We start from the raw sequence: 16,633 nt of genomic DNA, 5'->3' as shown, positions 1-16,633 counted from the left end.
TTAGCTTGAGGAATTAGCCTGCGCTAAATTTCAAACCAAAGGCGCAGTAATATGACTCCAATAGATTTGCAACAGTACTTACAACGTATTGCTTTCCAGCAATCATTAGCCCCCGACCTGGACACTTTGTCTGCACTGGTACAAAAGCACACCCAAGCTATTCCTTTTGAGAATCTGGATGCGTACCTGGGGCTGCCGGTAGAGCTGTCAACTGAGGTGATTCAGCACAAGTTAGTCGGACAAAGCCGGGGTGGTTATTGCTATGAGCAAAATGCGCTGTTTCGCGCTGTGCTGAATGCCATTGGCATGCAAGTAACCAGTCTGGCGGCCAGAGTCAGATGGGGTATACCGGAGGAAGTGGAAACCCCTGCATCACATATGTTGCTGCTGGTTAACCTGGCTGGGGTGGACTACCTGGTAGATGTAGGTTTTGGTGTGACAACGCCGACAGCGCCCTTACAACTGAACAAACGCGAGGTTCAGGTCACCCCGCATGGCAACTACAAAATAACGGAACAGGCCGGTAGTTATGAACTGGCCTTTCAGCAAGCCGATGGCTGGCTGACCTTGTATCGGTTTACCTTACAGCCACAACAAAACGCCGACTATAAGGTGTTTAACTGGTATGTTTCCACCCACCCTGACTCTGTGTTTGTGAAAAATCTGGTGGCGGCGAAAGTGACAGATGAGCGCCGTTATACCCTGCGAAACAACGAACTAAAATGTTATCGCCAGGGCCACCCGCCACAAGTGACGGTACTGGCTGGCGCCGAGCAGATCCAGACGTGTTTGCGTGACTATTTTAATATCACTCCGCCAGCCGGTCTGTATAACAAACTCGTTCAGTTGACGGAGGAGCAGGCGCTGCTGGCGGATGCCTGCTGACGCTGACCGATAGTACCAGGGTATGGCTTCTTAACATTAAGGAATAGGCGCTAAATACTGATTTTGGCTAAGGTGGCCATAGTTAAGACCAAGGCAACACCGCCCAAGAGAAAGCTCCGATGAAGTATGCGCTGATACTGCTGTTACTCAGTCAACTGGCCTTTGCCGAAACAGATTGCCGGTTTAACAAGCTGAGCATTGACAAGGCCTTTGCTATGGGACGTTTTAAACAATGTCAGCAGTTAGCGCCTAATCGCTATAAGCTCACCCTGGCACCGGAAAATCTGCCGATTAATCCCAGCCCCTGGTATGCCTTTCGACTGGACAGTGCCCAGTCACAGCGCATTGAACTGGAATTGCAGACTGAGCATGGCACCCCCAGGTATCTGCCTAAATTCAGTCTGGATAAACTGCACTGGCAACCGCTGGAATATCAATTGGAAGGTAACAGCATGCTGGTAAGCCTGACACTGGATAAGGGGCAGGTCTGGGTGGCCGGGCAGGAGATCCTTGACAATGCCTACTACCAGCACTGGTTGTCGGCGCCATCCTTTGCCGACCTGAGTGCATTTGAACTGGGTAGAACGGTAAATGGCCAGCCGCTACAGGGTTTGGTGCATCGGGGGCAAAGTAACGACTGGCTTATCTTGATTGGGCGTCAACATCCCCCGGAAATTACCGGTGCCATGGCCATGACAGCCTTTGTCGATGAGTTATTTACGGTTAATTCGCAAAGCGCTAAGTTTCTTCAACATTTTAACCTGCTGCTGGTGCCGAATATGAATCCCGATGGTGTGGCGGCCGGCAACTGGCGTCATAACGCCGGGGGCGTCGATTTGAACCGTGACTGGTTTAGTCGCGAGCAACCTGAAACGCAGGCTGTGCACCAATATTTGCAACAGATTCAGGCGCAGGGCGGCAAAATACGTTTTGCCGTGGATTTTCACTCTACCCATAAGGACGTTTTCTATACCATGCCAGGGGATTATGGGCTGGCATCTGCGGATCTGGCAGAACGGTGGCTGACCGGCCTGGCCGATAAGGTGAAACCTTTCCCTATCCGCATTCAGCCCGGTCATAACAAAAAACGCGGCGTTTTTAAGCAATATATCGCGGATACCTACGCCGTGCATGCGGTTACCTATGAGGTCGGTGACAACACTGACAGACAGGATATTCAGCTTGTGGCCCGGGTTGCGGCTCAGGAACTGATGCAACTGCTGCTTGCCAACTAACTGTATCGTCTCGCTTACACCTTGGAGGGAAAGCTGAGCTCTTACTAAGTTGCGCTGTGCTGTGGAGACTGATTCTCTGCAGGTTGTTAGCTTTCAACACGGGGTTGACATCTCTAAAATTAAAAAGTAACAAAATATTTACAATTTGACAGCGTTGTCATATAGATTTTTTGCTGTTTTATAAGCATCAATCGATCTAGCAGAATCTTTGCTTAATTTTTGACCATTATTTTTACTTATTGCGCCCATAGATTTTGGGTTAACGGCAGTAAAACAATAAATAATCAGAGGAATCAAAATGTTAAGTGAAAGGAAAAAAAGTCTGTTGGCAACATTAGTCACGCTTGCCTTCAGCCCACAACTGCTTGCCGATGCACAACTGCTCAGCACTCCCGCCGACACCACAGTAGCCAATCAATATATTGTGGTGTTAAAAGACAGCGCAGTGTCTCCCTTTGCATCCAGCGCTGATTTTGTCACGCAAAGTGCCAGAAGTGCCGCAGGTGTTACCGCTGGTCAGGTGACTGCGGAGTTTCATCACAGTGTCAAAGGCTATGCCATTACCACCGACGCACAGAGTATTCAGCAGTTGTTACAGCGAGATGAAGTGGATTACATCGAGCCGGTACAAATTTTTCGTACCACCGCGCAACAATCAAACCCACCCTGGGGGTTGGACAGGCTGGATCAACAGAATCTGCCTTTGAGTAATAGCTATCGTTATGACCTCAACGGCAGCGGCGTTAATGCTTATGTTATTGATACAGGCATTAATACCAGCCACACTCAGTTCAGTGGCCGCATTGGCAGCACTGTCACTACGGTGGGAAATAGTGCCGAAGACTGTAATGGCCATGGTACTCATGTGGCCGGTACTATTGGTGCGTCCACCTATGGGGTGGCTAAACAGGTACGCTTGAACTCCGTTAAGGTGTTTGGTTGCAGTGGCGAAACGACTTCAACCGCCATAGTGCAAGGCATTGATTGGGTGGTGGCCAATGCGCAGCGTCCGGCAGTGGCGAATATGAGCCTTGGTGGCGGTGCTTCCACTGTATTGGATCAGGCCACCAACCGCCTGATTCAGCAGGGCATCGTTACGGTAGTGGCGGCAGGCAACGACAATTCAGATGCCTGCTCTTTTTCGCCAGCCAGGGTGTCCGGTGCAATGACGGTAGGGTCGACCACCAGTAGCGACAGCCGTTCGTCTTTCTCCAACTGGGGAAGTTGCGTCAACATCTTTGCACCAGGTTCGAATATTCTGTCGACCTGGATTGGTGGTAGCAGTGCCACCAACAGTATTAGCGGTACCTCTATGGCCAGCCCGCATGTGGCCGGTGTAGCAGCCTTGTATCTGCAACAGAATCCACAGGCCGGTACTTCACAGGTTGCCCAGGCCATATACAGCAATGCAGCTAGTGGCAAAATTTCCGGTACCAATGGTACCGTCAACCGTCTGGCCAACACTGAATTCTTGTTCGGTGGAGTTGGCGACAATCAGCCACCGGTGGCTTCATTCAGTGTCAGTACCAATGGTCTGACCGTTAACCTGCAGGACAGCTCCACCGACGACGGTGGGGTTGTCAGTTGGAACTGGCAATTTGGCGATGGGCAAACATCGACGCAGCGAAATCCCAGCCATACTTACGCATCCTCTGGTAGCTATCAGATCAACCTGACCGTGGCTGATCAGCAAGGGTTGCAAAACAGTACCAGCCGTACCGTGAATGTCAGCGACGGCAATAACGGTGGTTGTAATGGCGTGCCAGCCTGGTCTGCGACGACTTCGTATCAGGCCGGCGATAAAGTGGTGTACAACGGCCGTACTTATGAAGCAACCTGGTGGTCGACCGGCGCCCGCCCTGATGTATTCAGCAATGTCTGGCGTGATCTCGGTGTATGCGATGGCAATGGTGGTGATCAACCACCGGTGGCTGATTTCAGCTATAGTGTTAGCGGCTTGACCGTGACCTTCAGCGATCAGAGTAGCGACGACCAGGGTATTGCATCCAGGGCCTGGAATTTTGGTGATGGGCAAAACTCGACTCAGCAGAATCCGGTGCATCAATACGCTCAGGCGGGTAACTACAGCGTTCAGCTCAGTGTCACTGATACCAATGGAGCCACACGCAGCACCACCAAACTGGTGAATGTCTCGACCGGCGGTGGAGACTGCCAGGGGCTGCCGGTATGGAGTGCTTCAACAGTGTATCTGGCTGGTGCCCAGGTGCAGCATAACAATCAGGGGTATCAGGCTAAGTGGTGGACACAAGGCGATGATCCGGCCAGTAACTCTGGCGCCTGGGATGTCTGGGAATCGCTGGGCAGTTGCCAGTAAGCGAATTTGAAGGGGGCATCGCCCCCTTTTTTCTGTCTACAGGTTAGCCTGGTGCTGCTCTGTCCAGTTCACAACAAAGTCAATCAAGGTACGCAATCGGGTAGAAATCAAGTCTCTGTCACGATACAGCAGGTATATGGGTCTGGTTTGTCCCTGCCAGTCGGGTAGGCAATTCAATAACTTTTCCTGCTCCGGTTGATGGTACTGATACCCGGGCAGCAGGCATATACCCTGATTCGCTGCCGTCAACTTCAGGGCCACCAGATTGTCGTCCACGCTGATATGGGGCTGTGGTCTGAAGGTGAAGTCTTCAGTGTTGTGTATGTGCCTGAAATGCCAGAGGTTGATGGGATCGGAGACGATCAGGCGGTGTTGTGCCAGTTGCCGTGGGTGGGTCAGCGAACCTGCCTGTTGCAGATAATCGCGGGTTGCCAGAAGATGCAGGCTGGTTTGCCAGACTTGTCTTGCTACCCAATCACTGTCGGCTGGCATACCGGCACGAAATGCCAAATCTACTCTGTCACTGACCAAATCCAGATTGTGGTTGGACAGCTTCAGTTGTAAGCGCAGATTGGGGTGTTGGTGTAAAAAGTCGCTCAGACACTGGCCCAGCCAGTTTTGCACCATGGTATTGGGAGCGGTCACGCATAGTCGGCCACACATACCGTGATGCTGAACATTCAGGCTGTCACCGGCACGGGTTAAATCGGCAACCAGCGGTCCGCATTGTTCAATATAGCTCTGGCCTGCCGCTGTGAGCCTGAACTGGTGAGCGTTACGCTCCAGCAAGCGACATCCTAGTTGTTGCTCCAGTCGTTTCAATCGTCGGCTTAGTGTGGCAATGGGGATATCCATGACCTGCGCCGCCTGTGTCAAACTGGGGTACTGGGCCGCCATCACAAACAGGTGCAAGTCATCCAATGAATAGTTAGTTTTCATTTTTGAGAATTCAACTTGAAAAATTGCTTATATCTTGATGAAAGCAAAATATATAAGCTGCCTTTCTGCTCATCAAGCGATTGAACTATTCATGCACATTCGTGAGTCCTGGCTGTGGTTAATGGCCATAACCTGTATTTTTTTCTGGGGGGGCAATTTTAATGCGGCCGAAGCCATAGCCGGGGATGTTCCCGCCCTGACGGCGGCGGCCGAACGTTTTGTGATTGCCGCAGCGATTTTGTTACTGCTCAGACTGATGCGCGGCCGAGGCGAATCCATATTAAGTGCCAATCAGCAGCTTTGGCTGATTGCCCTGGGGGGATTAGGTGTGTTTGGCTTTAATTATGCCTTTTTCCTTGGTTTGCAGCAGACATCCGCCCTAAACGGCGCATTGATAATGGCGGCCAGCCCGCTGGTGACGAATCTGTTGTCGGTGTGGATTTTGGGCACCCGCATGCGCTGGATAAGCGTGCTGGGCATACTGGTTGGCCTGGCGGGCGTCAGTCTGGTGATTACCGGTAATCAATGGCAGAGCATTCAGGTGGCCAAAGGGGACCTGTACATGCTGGTTGCCTGCTTATGCATGTGCAGTTTTACCGTGCTAAGCAAAAAACACGCTGCGGCTGTTCCACCCATGCAGTTAACTCGCTGGACCATCACGGTGGGCACCCTGATGCTTTGTGTTGCGGCGCTGCTGGTGGAACAACCCCTTAAACAGATACCTGCACTCAGTCTGCATACCCATTTGTTATTGGTGTATATGGGCGTGTTTGGTACGTTTGTGGCTTATGCATTCTGGTTACAGGCGTTGCAAGGCATAGGTCCGGACAGATTGTCACTATGTTTTAACCTGGTACCGGTATTTACCTTACTTATCAGCCTCGTGATGGGCCACTATCCCAATGCAGCCCAGATGGTGGGGATGATGCTGGTTATCACCGGTGTTATGCTTGGCAGCGGCTTGTTTCGCCGCCTGGTCACTCCGGGTTTGGGTTTTCAAAAAAGCAATTGAGTGCAGGAATGAAGAAAGGACATCTTAGGGTTGGCAGCAAAGGCTGGTGGGCATTAGCCGTATTGCTGGTGGGCGGATTTGTCACCATATTTGATGCCTTTGTGGTGAATGTGGCCATGCCCAGTATTCAGCAGGACTTACAGGCTGACTTTTCCGATCTGGCTATGGTGATCGCCGGTTATGAGCTGGCATTAGGCGCGTTGCTGATTGCAGGGGGCAGGTTGGGTGACCGCTTTGGACGCAAACGAGTATATGTGCTTGGCATGCTGGGGTTTGGGCTGGCATCCGGGCTTTGTGGTATTGCTGTCACGGCCTGGCACCTGATTGTAGCCAGGCTGATACAAGGTGCGGCGGCGGCCATGCTGTTGCCGCAGATCTATGCCCTGATACGGGTGAATTTTGACCAGCATGCCAGCGCTAAAGCATTTGGCCTGCTGGGTATGACGCTTGGACTGGCGGCCATTGCCGGACAAGTGCTGGGTGGCTGGATGGTGGAAGCCAATCTGCTGGGATGGGGCTGGCGCAGTGTGTTTCTGGTTAACCTGCCTATTGCACTGGCAGTGTCATTGGCCGGGGTGCTGATCGCAGAATCAAAAGGACCTCAGGGGATTGGACTGGACTGGCAGGGGATATTGATTGCGAGCACTGCTCTGCTGGCCTTGCTACTGCCGATGCTTAAAGGCCCGGCACTAAACTGGCCGGTTTGGACCTGGTGCTCGCTGGGATTGTCTTTGTTGCTGCTTTACTGGTTTGTCAGACATCAGGCCAGGTTAAGGGCGCGGGGACAATGGGCGGTAATGGATTTGTCATTGCTCAGGCAACCCGACCTGGCGATGGGCACCTGTCTGGTGTTGTTGATTTATTCTGCTGCGGCCTCGTTGTTTCTTTGTATCGCACTGCTGCTGCAACAAGTGATGGGCTTAACCCCTTCTGCCGCCGGTTATGCATTCGCGCCAGCCAGTCTGGCCTTTCTGCTGGCCTCCTGGGTGTCACCAAAGCTGGTCAGACGAATCGGCATTTATGCCATGGCCATTGGTGCCGGTATGTATGCGCTGGGAATCGGCCTGGTGATCTGGCAGGTGAACACTGCTGAGTTGGCTGCGTTGTCGCTGCTGCCCGCCTTTATTCTGATTGGTGCCGGGCAGGGGCTGTGTATGACGCCATTACTGAATTTGCTGCTGGGCAGGTTGCCAACGGAACTGGCTGGTATGGCGTCAGGCTGGATATCGACCATGCAACAAGTGGGTGGTGCTATCGGTGTGGCCCTGGTGGGCATCTTGTATGCTGATGCGTTGGCCCAGTGGAATGGCAATCAGGGCCAGGCGTTTGCCCAGGCTATGCTGTTTAATCTTTGCGCCACCTCGCTGGCGTCTATTATGTTTCTCCGCATGGCCTGGCAAAGTCGTCAGCAGCGATTAGCCTCTGCTGTGCAGGATGCCGGATAGTGTCAGGCGTGTCGCAGGTAAATATCAAAGCGATTGGCTTTACCTTGCATTTCCAACTGCGGTTTGTGGTTGTTTAGATAAGGGGCACCAGACGGGCGTTTAACCACCACGCGTTTTTGTGCTAACTGCAGTGCAGGCATCAGCAACGTATCTGCGTCAAGGTCCGGCCCAAGCAGTAATTGAAACAGGCGCATTTCTTTTTTAACCAGCGCCGATTTTTTGCGATGTGGAAACATCGGATCCAGATACACCACATCGGGTTGCTCGCCTTCCCAGCTATGCAGCTTGTCCAGGGCAGACGCAGGCAACAGCCTAAGTCTGCCGGGCAGCCACTGCCCCAGCTCCGGGTCCTGAGTCGCGCGCCGCAGACCGTCATCCAGCAAGGCCGCGACGGCATTGACCCGCTCCAGCATAGTAACCTGACAACCCAGGCTGGCCAGAATAAAGGCGTCACGACCAAGGCCCGCAGTGGCGTCCAGTACTTGTGGACGATAGCCTGGCTTAATGCCTACCGCCTTGGCCACGGCTTCGTTTTTGCCGCCGCCATGCTGGCGCCGCCAGGCCATGGCATCACTGGCAAAATCCACTTGTACTGTGCCCATTTTGGCATCATCCAGGGTTTTCAGATGCAGGCCCTGGTCGTCCAGCCACAATACCAGACCCGTTACTGCATCAGGATTGATTGGCAACTGCCAGCGCTCTGCCAGGCTTGTTGCCTGAGCAGACAAACTGGGATCGGCGGGTAACAGTGGAATATGACTCATCAGGCGTGTCCGTAGTCTTCGCGGTGGGCCAGCCAGCGGTTAATCACCGCCTGAGCCTGGGCCGGATAATGCTGCCACAGTTGATTGGCCATCTGCTGCACCTGCGGAATAAGATGAGCATCTCGCACCAAATCGGCAATTTTCAAGTCCGCCAGGCCGGTTTGTTTGGTTCCCAGCAGCTCGCCGGGGCCGCGGATCTCCAGATCGCGCTGGGCGATAAGAAAGCCGTCATTACTTTCGCGCAAGACCGCCAGGCGTTTACTCGCGGTTTTAGATAAGGGCGACTGGTACATCAGCACGCAATGACTTTCCACCGAACCGCGTCCTACCCGACCGCGCAATTGGTGAAGCTGTGCCAAACCCAAACGCTCGGGATTTTCAATGATCATCAGGCTGGCGTTAGGCACATCTACCCCCACCTCAATGACCGTGGTGGCTACCAGTAAATCCAGTTCGCCGTCTTTGAAAGCTTGCATAACCTGCTGTTTTTCTTTGGCTTTCAGGCGACCGTGGACCAGGCCGACTTTCAGTTCAGGTAGTGCCATGGCGAGCGCCTGGGCGGTATCTTCGGCGGCCTGGCATTGCAGCACTTCGGATTCTTCAATCAGGGTGCACACCCAGTACACCTGGCGGCCTTCGCTCTGGCAAGCTTCCCGAACCCGGTAGACCACCTCGTCGCGGCGACTGTCAGGAATCACTACTGTTTTCACTGGTGTCCGTCCTGGCGGCAGCTCGTCAATCACTGAGGTATCTAAATCTGCATAGGCCGTCATGGCCAGTGTGCGGGGAATCGGCGTAGCCGTCATAATCAACTGATGCGGTGCCATGCCCTGTTGCTGACCTTTCTCGCGCAGCGCCAGGCGCTGATGCACACCAAATCTGTGTTGCTCGTCGATGATCACCAGCGCCAGATGGTGGAAGGTCACGGTTTGCTGGAAAATGGCATGGGTGCCCACCAACATTTTAATGTCCCCGCCCTGCAACTGGGTAAGCAGGGCTTCACGGGCCTTGCCTTTCAGCTTGCCTGCCAGCCAACCCACCTCAATGCCCAGTGGTGCAAGCCAGTGACGGAAGTTATTGGCATGCTGTTCGGCCAGCAGTTCGGTGGGTGCCATCATCGCCACCTGATAGCCGCTGCCAATGGCTGTCAGGGCGGCAAGCGCTGCCACCAGGGTTTTCCCCGAGCCCACATCGCCTTGCACCAGTCGCATCATCGGCCGGGGCTTTAGCATGTCCTGTTGAATCTCTTCCACCACTCTGCGCTGTGCGCCGGTGGGGGAAAATGGCAGCGAGCCGAGAAAACGTTGCAACATGGCAAAGTCGGGTTGCAGCGCCAGCGCAGGCTGTAAATCGCTGTTTTGCCGCACTTTTAATACGCTCAAATGATGAGCCAGCAGCTCTTCCAGGATCAGACGTTGCTGGGCCGGATGTTCACCGTTTTCCAGCAAGGCCAGACTGACCTCAGGACCTGGCCTGTGCACCAGTTGCAGGGCCTGTTCCAGGCTAATCTGGTTTTGGTACATACCATCGGGCAGTAATTCTGCCAGGCCACCTTTGTGCAGCAGAGCCAGGGCCTGTTCTGTGAGGTTACGCAGACTTAACTGCTTCAACCCTTCAGTGGTGGGGTAAATAGGTGTATAGGCTTCTTCCACAGCCTGCTCTGGGCTGTCTTGTTTGTGTATCCTGTACTCTGGGTGCATCATTTCCAGGCCGTATTTGCCACGGCGAATCTCACCAAAACAACGAATACTCAGGCCTGGCTTTAGTGACTCGCGCTGGGCGGCATTGAAATGAAAAAATCTCAGGGTCAGGCTGCCGGTGGCATCCTTAACCCTGACGGTGAGCATTCGTTTTTTACCAAACTGAATGTCACTGGAGATTATTTCAGCCTCGATGCTGGCATGGATCAGTGGCATCAAGTCCGCTATCGGGTATATACGGGTACGGTCCTCGTAGCGCAGCGGCAGATGAAACAGCAGGTCCTGTACTGTGACCAGACCAAGCTTCTGCAACTTTTCCGCAACCTTGCTTCCTACCCCTTTAAGCTCGGTAACTTTCCGATATGCCAGTGACTGCATCCATTATTTTTTTATCGCCTGTTTGGCGGCATGATACATCAACTGTGGGTCGACTCGTACCTTGTAGTTGGGATTCACATACTGGAACTGAATAATACCCTGCTGATCCAGCACATAAGCGGCAGGCACCGGCAGTACAATGCGGTTATCGCCGGGCAGGGTTGGGAAGATATTGCCTTTCCAGTCCCGGTATTTGGCGGTGACATCATCGGGCAGATAATACGCCAGGCCGAAGGCTCTGACCGCGTCCAGCCCCGGATCCGCCAGCAGTTTCACCTGGTAGTCGGTGTCAAACTTCTGTTCATTTAAGCGCTCAGGTGAGTCAGGTGATACCGCCAGTACCTGATAGCCTAGTGCGCTGAGCTGCATCTCCACATCCTGAAAACCCGCTAACTGTGCGTTACAGTAAGGACACCAGCCGCCGCGGTAAAACAGCATTACGGTGGGTTTAGCTGCTACCAGATCGCGTAGTCTGACGTTTTTGCCTTGTGGGGTCTGCAGGCTGACATCGGGGATTGGCTGGCCGTTTAGTAGCGGGGTAACGTTTTCCGGGCTGTCTGCCACCTGGGTTCTGTCCAGGGCATAAAGCGGGCTGCTCACAATCAGTAGCAGAACAAATAGCTGTCGTAATCGCATAGGGGCTCCATATTAAAATTCGCGCCCCATTGGACCTGCCTGTAAAGGGATTAATTTCAACTGCTAAGCATTTTCCGTTGCCAGCCACTCAGAATTTGCGGAGCTTCCTGTAACGCCACACGGCCATCCTGTTGCATGATCTGCCACCAGTCAGCATCTGCCTGTATTTGCCCCTCATCGTCAATATGCGGGTAATCCAGGCCTTTAATCCGGCACAGATAGGCAAGCTTGGGATAGCCCCCTTCAAATAAAATACGCTGGCACTCGGCTTCATCCAGTCTCGGAGTGGCAAACAACCCGGCCTGCTGACGTTGCCGCTGCGCCTCATACAGAATCAGCGAGCCTGCTACCGATACATTCAGCGACTGCACCATACCCAGCATTGGGATAATGATTTCCTGATCCGCCGCAGCAATGGCTTCTTCACTGGCGCCGGTGCGTTCCTGGCCAAACAGAATGGCGGTGGGCCTGGTGTAATCCACCTGACGAAAGTCCACTGCTTTGTCAGATAAATGCGTAACCAGAAGCTGCATGCCTTGTGCTTTAAACTGAGCAATAGCATCGGCGCTGGTTTTGTGGGAGTGCAGTTTCAGCCAGTTCTGACTGCCTACTGCCGTGCCGCGCCGAATCTGGTGTTTGGTAGCCCAGATGGCATGCAGGTGGTGTACACCGGTGGCATCGCAGTTGCGCATCATGGCCGCCAGATTGTGCGGCTTGTGAACCTTCTCCAGGCAGACTGCCAGATCCGGTTGGCGCAGCCCCAGCATATGGCGGATGCGCCGATAACGATTCGGTGTCACCGGATTATTCCGGCAACTCCATTATTCCGTCGATCTCAATCTGTGAACCTTTGGGCAGTTCTTTTACGCCGATGGCTGCGCGCGCCGGGTAGGGCTGTTTGAAGTACTGACTCATAATCTCGTTGACCTTGGCAAAGTTGGACAGGTCAGTGAGGAAAATATTCACCTTGGTCAAATCGTTAGTACTGCCACCGGCAGCTTCACAGACGGCTTTAACATTTTCAAATACCTGACGGGCCTGGGCCTCAAAATCGTCTGAGACCATCTCCATGGTTTCCGGTACCAACGGGATTTGGCCGGACAGGTAAACAGTGGTACCTGACTTAACGGCCTGGCTGTAAGTACCAATAGCTTTGGGGGCCCTGTCAGTGTGAATAACGGACTTAGACATAAAAGGTTTCCTTAGGAATTTTGCTTCGATTGGCTATGACGAGAGACTTTTTGTACTTCCGGCATGGTGCGGATTTTGCGCATGATATTTGCCAGATGTATACGGTTGCTGGTCGTAAGCTCCAAATCAATATAGTAAATGTTACTTTCTTTTTCTTCTGTTTGCAGACTGATGACATCCGCGTCTGCTGCGGCAATAGCGTTAGTCAGCTTGGCCAGTGTACCCTGGCGGTTCACCAGTTCAACCCTTACGGACGCCTTGAATTCACCCTGTGCATCGGCTTCCCAGTTCATTGGCAATACCCGATGCGGTTCTTCACGCGTCAGCTTGCGTATATTACGACAGCCACTTTGGTGGATCACCATGCCGCGGCCAGGGCTGAGCATGGCGATAATATCGTCCCCAGGGATGGGATGACAACAGCGACCATAGCTGACCAGCAATCCTTCTGTGCCTTTGATTGCCACTTTACGACTCTTGTCGGCAGTATCAGGATCGTTATCCCCTAATAAGCGGCGGGCGACTATGGCCGACAACTCATTACCCAGGCCAATATCTGCCAACAGCGAATAAAAGTTGTCGTGTTTGGTTTCTTTCACCACCCTGTCGATATCCTGTTGTGGAATATCGTCCAGTTTGACACTGCCCAGGGCATGGCGCAGTAGCCTGCTACCCATATTGATAGCTTCTTCCGAGCGCTGTTTTTTCAGATACTGGCGTATATAGGAGCGTGCTTTGGCACTCACCACAAAATTCAGCCAGCTGGCATTGGGCTTGGCCCGGGGGGACGTGATAATTTCCACTGACTGGCCGTTTTCCAGTGGTCGGTTAAGGGAATAATTGCGTCTGTCGACCCGCACACCGACACAGGAATTACCGATATCTGAATGCACGGCATAGGCAAAATCCACCGCAGTCGCGCCCATTGGTAATTCAATAATGCGGCCATCCGGGGTAAATACGTAGATCTCTTCCGGAAACAAATCGGTTTTAACGTTTTCGATAAATTCAACGGAGGAGCTGGCACTGTGCTGTAACTCCAGCAGGGAATGCATCCATTTCCGGGCTCTGACCTGGGCGGTTGTGCCTTTGGCATCCCCGGGTTCTTTGTACAGCCAGTGGGCTGCCACCCCTTTATCGGCCATATGGTCCATTTCAGGGGTGCGGATCTGGATTTCTACCGGAATACCATGGGGCCCCACCAGCGAGGTGTGTAAAGACTGATAGCCGTTTGTGCGGGGGATGGCAATATAATCTTTGAAACGTCCTTCGATGGGTTTGTACAGACCATGCATCGAACCCAGTGCCCGGTAACAGTTGTCAATATTGTCAACAATCAGCCGAAAGGCGTAGATGTCCATCACTTCATTGAACAACAATTCCTTGTTCTTCATTTTACGGTAGATGGAGTACAGATGTTTTTCCCGCCCCTTCACTTCCGACTGAATGCCGCTTTCCTGCAGGCGGGATTCAATTTCACCCTGAGTATTCTCGATAATTTCCTTGCGGTTGCCACGTGCCAGCTTCACCGCCGATTTCAGCGCCCGGTAGCGCATTGGATACATGGCCTGAAAGCCAAGGTCTTCCAGCTCGTTTTTAATATCGTGAATACCCAGGCGATGGGCAATTGGGGCATAGATTTCCAACGTTTCCAGCGCGATGCGACGGCGCTTGTCGGGCCGCAACGAGCCCAGCGTGCGCATATTATGAGTGCGGTCCGCCAATTTTATTAGTATGACCCGGATATCCTGGGTCATGGCCATGATCATTTTACGGAAGTTTTCGGCCTGCGCTTCTTTCTTACTGCGAAACTGAATCTTGTCCAGTTTGCTGACCCCTTCCACCAAATCCGCCACCGATTCACCGAAGTGGTCGATCAGATCCTGTTTGGAGACATGGGTGTCTTCGATGGTGTCATGCAGCAACGCAGACATCAGTGTTTCATGATCCAGACGCATATCGGCCAGAATACCAGCCACGGCCACCGGGTGGGTGATATAAGGGTCGCCGCTGGAACGCATCTGGCCGTCGTGGGCATCACGAGCCACCACATAGGCACGCTGTATATCTGACACCTGCTCGGCGGGCAGGTATTCTGAGACTTTTTGCTTCAGGCCTTCAAACAGATACACGTTGGCGTTAATTCGATTTGGTGAATGTTAGAAATAGAATACGGAGATTTTGACTGGAAGCCAACGGCGGAACGCTAATCGGACTAATCTGTGCTGACGATTAACGTTCCGTGCAGGTTTTACTGATGACCGGCCAGGATATTGGCCACAGAAGCAAACTCGGCGCGCTCCTGCTCTTCCTGTGAACGCATTTCATCGGCGTCCATGCTGTCGGCAGTGACCAGGCCTTTTTCAATTTCGCGCAGGGCGACTACTGTGGGTTTGTCGTTTTCCCACTCAACTCTGGCGTCTTTGCCTTCAGTGGCCAGTTGGCGCGCCCGACGAGCGGCGACCAGTACCAGGTCAAAACGATTGCCAATCTGTTCTACTGCATCTTCTACGGTTACACGGGCCATTTAACACTCCGTCAGGCATGATTCGAAAAAGGTCGCGTAGTTTACCGGGATTTGCGACCAATGGAAAGGTCAAAGCTTAAACAATGCTCGCTTAAATTCAGTCTTGTTTCAACAGCTCGGCAAAGAGTCTGCTATGGCGGCTGGCCTGCTTGGTTTGCTGCAGACGATGGCTGATAACCAATGCTTCCACTTCGGCCAGCGCAGTAGCGAAATCATCATTGACCACAATATAGTCAAATTCATGGTAGTGGGAAATCTCCGCCCGCGCTTTGTCCATGCGATCGGCAATAACGTCGGCGCTATCCTGGCCACGACCTTGCAAACGGCGCAGCAACTCATCACGGGAAGGCGGCGCAATAAAAACGGTGGCTGTCTGCGGCATCAGTTTTTTCACCTGACGGGCACCCTGCCAGTCAATATCCAAAAAGACATCTATACCCTGTTGCAGGGTGTCTGCAATGGCCTGTTTGGATGTGCCGTAATAATTGCCGAACACTTCCGCCCATTCAAAAAAAGCATTCTGGGCAATAAGCTGCTCGAATTCTGCCTTGCTGACAAAGTGATAATGCACGCCATTTTGCTCGCCCGGCCTGGGCTGGCGGGTGGTATGGGACACCGAGACCTGCATGGAGCCGTCCTGGTGACGCTCCAGCAAGGCTTTGATCAAACTGGATTTGCCCGCACCCGAGGGGGCGGCAAGAATAAACAGGTTTCCAGAGGCCATGCTGATAAAAACTCGTGAGGCGGTAAAAAAGCAATGTTAGCATAAGTTTTTACATGCATATCAAACCAATAGCCGTAGTGACGGCAAACCGGTGACAAGGAGCACAAAATGAGTTCGACTCTTCCGTTTGTTGAGGTTAATCCCACGGGCAAGGCTGATGCCGTGGTGATCTGGTTACATGGCCTTGGTGATTCAGGCAATGGTTTTGCCCCTATCGTGCCGGAACTTAAGTTGCCTCAGAGTCTGAATATTCGCTTTGTTTTCCCCCATGCGCCGGTGCGGCCTGTCACTATCAACAATGGCATGGAAATGCGCGCCTGGTATGACATTAAGTCACTGGATTTTGAAAACCGTGCCGATGTGGAAGGGGTAACGGAATCCATGGCCCTGGTCAGAGAACTGGTGGAAGCGGAAATGGCCAGGGGCATCCCATCAGAACGTATTTTGCTGGCCGGATTTTCTCAGGGTGGGGTGATCGCCTATCACCTTGGGCTACGTTTTGAGCATAAACTGGCTGGCATTCTGGCGCTGTCCACTTACATGTGCCAGCCGGAAAAACTGGCCGAACAGCGCCATCCCGCTAATCAGGATACGCCGATCCTGGTGGCTCATGGGTTGTACGACGAAGTGGTACCCTGTGCGCTGGGCAAGTCAGCTTTTTCTTTGCTCGAAAGTCTGGGGTATCAAGCTAAGTGGCGTGATTACCCGATGCAACACAATGTGTGCCTGGAAGAAATCCAGGAAGTTTCCCAGTGGCTGGTTAAACGCTTCGGCTAGTCTGTGCGCCAGTAACAACTGGTTGGCTGGCAAGCGCTGTCCTACACTGATTGCCAGCCAGGATTTTGTTTTCAACCTGGCGATA

The 16,633-nt window shown here is 52.9% G+C and carries 15 protein-coding genes; 6 read left to right on the top strand and 9 right to left on the bottom strand.

Annotated elements, in window-relative coordinates; translation table 11 throughout:
• The first annotated feature begins 51 nt into the window (after positions 1 to 51).
• From CSR04_RS17480 to CSR04_RS17470, 3 genes are all read left to right on the top strand, one after another.
• The gene (locus tag CSR04_RS17480; RefSeq protein WP_102797607.1) at positions 52 to 885 is read left to right on the top strand and encodes an arylamine N-acetyltransferase family protein; all 834 of its coding nucleotides are present in this window, start codon (positions 52 to 54) and stop codon (positions 883 to 885) included.
• 119 nt (positions 886 to 1,004) lie between these two features.
• The gene (locus tag CSR04_RS17475) at positions 1,005 to 2,120 is read left to right on the top strand and encodes a M14 family metallopeptidase (protein ID WP_102797606.1); all 1,116 of its coding nucleotides are present in this window, start codon (positions 1,005 to 1,007) and stop codon (positions 2,118 to 2,120) included.
• A gap of 298 nt (positions 2,121 to 2,418) precedes the next feature.
• Positions 2,419 to 4,455: a S8 family serine peptidase gene (locus CSR04_RS17470; protein ID WP_102797605.1), complete on the top strand. Its 2,037-nt coding sequence runs from the start codon at positions 2,419 to 2,421 to the stop codon at positions 4,453 to 4,455.
• 36 nt (positions 4,456 to 4,491) lie between these two features.
• On the opposite strand, the gene CSR04_RS17465 is transcribed toward CSR04_RS17470, so the two are convergent.
• On the bottom strand, positions 4,492 to 5,394 hold the full coding sequence (locus tag CSR04_RS17465) for a LysR family transcriptional regulator (RefSeq protein WP_102797604.1): 903 nt from the start codon (positions 5,392 to 5,394) through the stop codon (positions 4,492 to 4,494).
• Between the two features lie 91 nt (positions 5,395 to 5,485).
• Here CSR04_RS17465 and CSR04_RS17460 point away from each other — a divergent pair, with 91 nt between their 5' ends.
• Together CSR04_RS17460 and CSR04_RS17455 are read left to right on the top strand one after the other, a co-directional pair.
• Positions 5,486 to 6,406 (top strand): DMT family transporter, encoded by a 921-nt coding sequence (locus tag CSR04_RS17460; RefSeq protein ID WP_216362588.1) that lies wholly within the window; start codon positions 5,486 to 5,488, stop codon positions 6,404 to 6,406.
• A gap of 8 nt (positions 6,407 to 6,414) precedes the next feature.
• Positions 6,415 to 7,851, top strand: a complete 1,437-nt coding sequence (locus CSR04_RS17455; protein ID WP_102797603.1) for an MFS transporter — start codon at positions 6,415 to 6,417, stop codon at positions 7,849 to 7,851.
• A 2-nt stretch (positions 7,852 to 7,853) separates the two neighbouring features.
• Here CSR04_RS17455 and CSR04_RS17450 read toward each other — a convergent pair whose 3' ends face one another.
• From CSR04_RS17450 to gmk, 8 genes are all read right to left on the bottom strand, one after another.
• Positions 7,854 to 8,615 carry a class I SAM-dependent methyltransferase gene (locus CSR04_RS17450; RefSeq protein WP_102797602.1) on the bottom strand — a complete coding sequence of 254 codons (762 nt, stop codon included), beginning with the start codon at positions 8,613 to 8,615 and terminating at the stop codon, positions 7,854 to 7,856.
• Positions 8,615 to 10,693 carry an ATP-dependent DNA helicase RecG gene (gene recG / locus CSR04_RS17445; RefSeq protein ID WP_102797601.1) on the bottom strand — a complete coding sequence of 693 codons (2,079 nt, stop codon included), beginning with the start codon at positions 10,691 to 10,693 and terminating at the stop codon, positions 8,615 to 8,617. Before recG ends, CSR04_RS17450 begins: the two co-directional genes overlap by 1 nt.
• A 3-nt stretch (positions 10,694 to 10,696) precedes the next feature.
• Positions 10,697 to 11,329, bottom strand: a complete 633-nt coding sequence (locus tag CSR04_RS17440; RefSeq protein ID WP_102797600.1) for a peroxiredoxin-like family protein — start codon at positions 11,327 to 11,329, stop codon at positions 10,697 to 10,699.
• Positions 11,330 to 11,385: 56 nt separating this feature from the next.
• Positions 11,386 to 12,129, bottom strand: coding sequence for a tRNA (guanosine(18)-2'-O)-methyltransferase TrmH (gene trmH, locus CSR04_RS17435; RefSeq protein ID WP_102797599.1), 744 nt, complete (start codon positions 12,127 to 12,129; stop codon positions 11,386 to 11,388).
• 4 nt (positions 12,130 to 12,133) lie between these two features.
• Positions 12,134 to 12,520, bottom strand: a complete 387-nt coding sequence (locus CSR04_RS17430; protein ID WP_102797598.1) for a RidA family protein — start codon at positions 12,518 to 12,520, stop codon at positions 12,134 to 12,136.
• Between the two features lie 11 nt (positions 12,521 to 12,531).
• Positions 12,532 to 14,652 carry a bifunctional GTP diphosphokinase/guanosine-3',5'-bis pyrophosphate 3'-pyrophosphohydrolase gene (spoT, locus tag CSR04_RS17425; RefSeq protein ID WP_102797597.1) on the bottom strand — a complete coding sequence of 707 codons (2,121 nt, stop codon included), beginning with the start codon at positions 14,650 to 14,652 and terminating at the stop codon, positions 12,532 to 12,534.
• A gap of 119 nt (positions 14,653 to 14,771) precedes the next feature.
• Positions 14,772 to 15,047, bottom strand: coding sequence for a DNA-directed RNA polymerase subunit omega (gene rpoZ, locus CSR04_RS17420; protein ID WP_102797596.1), 276 nt, complete (start codon positions 15,045 to 15,047; stop codon positions 14,772 to 14,774).
• Positions 15,048 to 15,144: 97 nt separating this feature from the next.
• On the bottom strand, positions 15,145 to 15,777 hold the full coding sequence (gene gmk, locus CSR04_RS17415; RefSeq protein ID WP_425427705.1) for a guanylate kinase: 633 nt from the start codon (positions 15,775 to 15,777) through the stop codon (positions 15,145 to 15,147).
• 102 nt (positions 15,778 to 15,879) lie between these two features.
• Here gmk and CSR04_RS17410 point away from each other — a divergent pair, with 102 nt between their 5' ends.
• Positions 15,880 to 16,548 (top strand): alpha/beta hydrolase, encoded by a 669-nt coding sequence (locus tag CSR04_RS17410; RefSeq protein WP_102797594.1) that lies wholly within the window; start codon positions 15,880 to 15,882, stop codon positions 16,546 to 16,548.
• The last annotated feature ends 85 nt before the right edge of the window (positions 16,549 to 16,633 follow it).

The sequence above is a fragment of the Bowmanella denitrificans genome (assembly GCF_002887595.1).
GTDB classification, from domain to species: domain Bacteria; phylum Pseudomonadota; class Gammaproteobacteria; order Enterobacterales; family Alteromonadaceae; genus Bowmanella; species Bowmanella denitrificans.
This window is presented reverse-complemented; position numbering and strand designations above follow the sequence as displayed.

Excerpts from the sequence above, each read along its gene's own strand:
- CSR04_RS17465 (WP_102797604.1), bottom strand. The coding sequence starts at position 5,394 with ATGAAAACTAACTATTCATTGGATGACTTGCACCTGTTTGTGATGGCG.
- CSR04_RS17450 (WP_102797602.1), bottom strand. The coding sequence starts at position 8,615 with ATGAGTCATATTCCACTGTTACCCGCCGATCCCAGTTTGTCTGCTCAG.
- CSR04_RS17430 (WP_102797598.1), bottom strand. The coding sequence starts at position 12,520 with ATGTCTAAGTCCGTTATTCACACTGACAGGGCCCCCAAAGCTATTGGT.
- CSR04_RS17410 (WP_102797594.1), top strand. The coding sequence starts at position 15,880 with ATGAGTTCGACTCTTCCGTTTGTTGAGGTTAATCCCACGGGCAAGGCT.
- CSR04_RS17455 (WP_102797603.1), top strand. The coding sequence starts at position 6,415 with ATGAAGAAAGGACATCTTAGGGTTGGCAGCAAAGGCTGGTGGGCATTA.
- CSR04_RS17475 (WP_102797606.1), top strand. The coding sequence starts at position 1,005 with ATGAAGTATGCGCTGATACTGCTGTTACTCAGTCAACTGGCCTTTGCC.
- rpoZ (WP_102797596.1), bottom strand. The coding sequence starts at position 15,047 with ATGGCCCGTGTAACCGTAGAAGATGCAGTAGAACAGATTGGCAATCGT.
- recG (WP_102797601.1), bottom strand. The coding sequence starts at position 10,693 with ATGCAGTCACTGGCATATCGGAAAGTTACCGAGCTTAAAGGGGTAGGA.
- CSR04_RS17440 (WP_102797600.1), bottom strand. The coding sequence starts at position 11,329 with ATGCGATTACGACAGCTATTTGTTCTGCTACTGATTGTGAGCAGCCCG.
- CSR04_RS17480 (WP_102797607.1), top strand. The coding sequence starts at position 52 with ATGACTCCAATAGATTTGCAACAGTACTTACAACGTATTGCTTTCCAG.
- CSR04_RS17460 (WP_216362588.1), top strand. The coding sequence starts at position 5,486 with ATGCACATTCGTGAGTCCTGGCTGTGGTTAATGGCCATAACCTGTATT.
- CSR04_RS17470 (WP_102797605.1), top strand. The coding sequence starts at position 2,419 with ATGTTAAGTGAAAGGAAAAAAAGTCTGTTGGCAACATTAGTCACGCTT.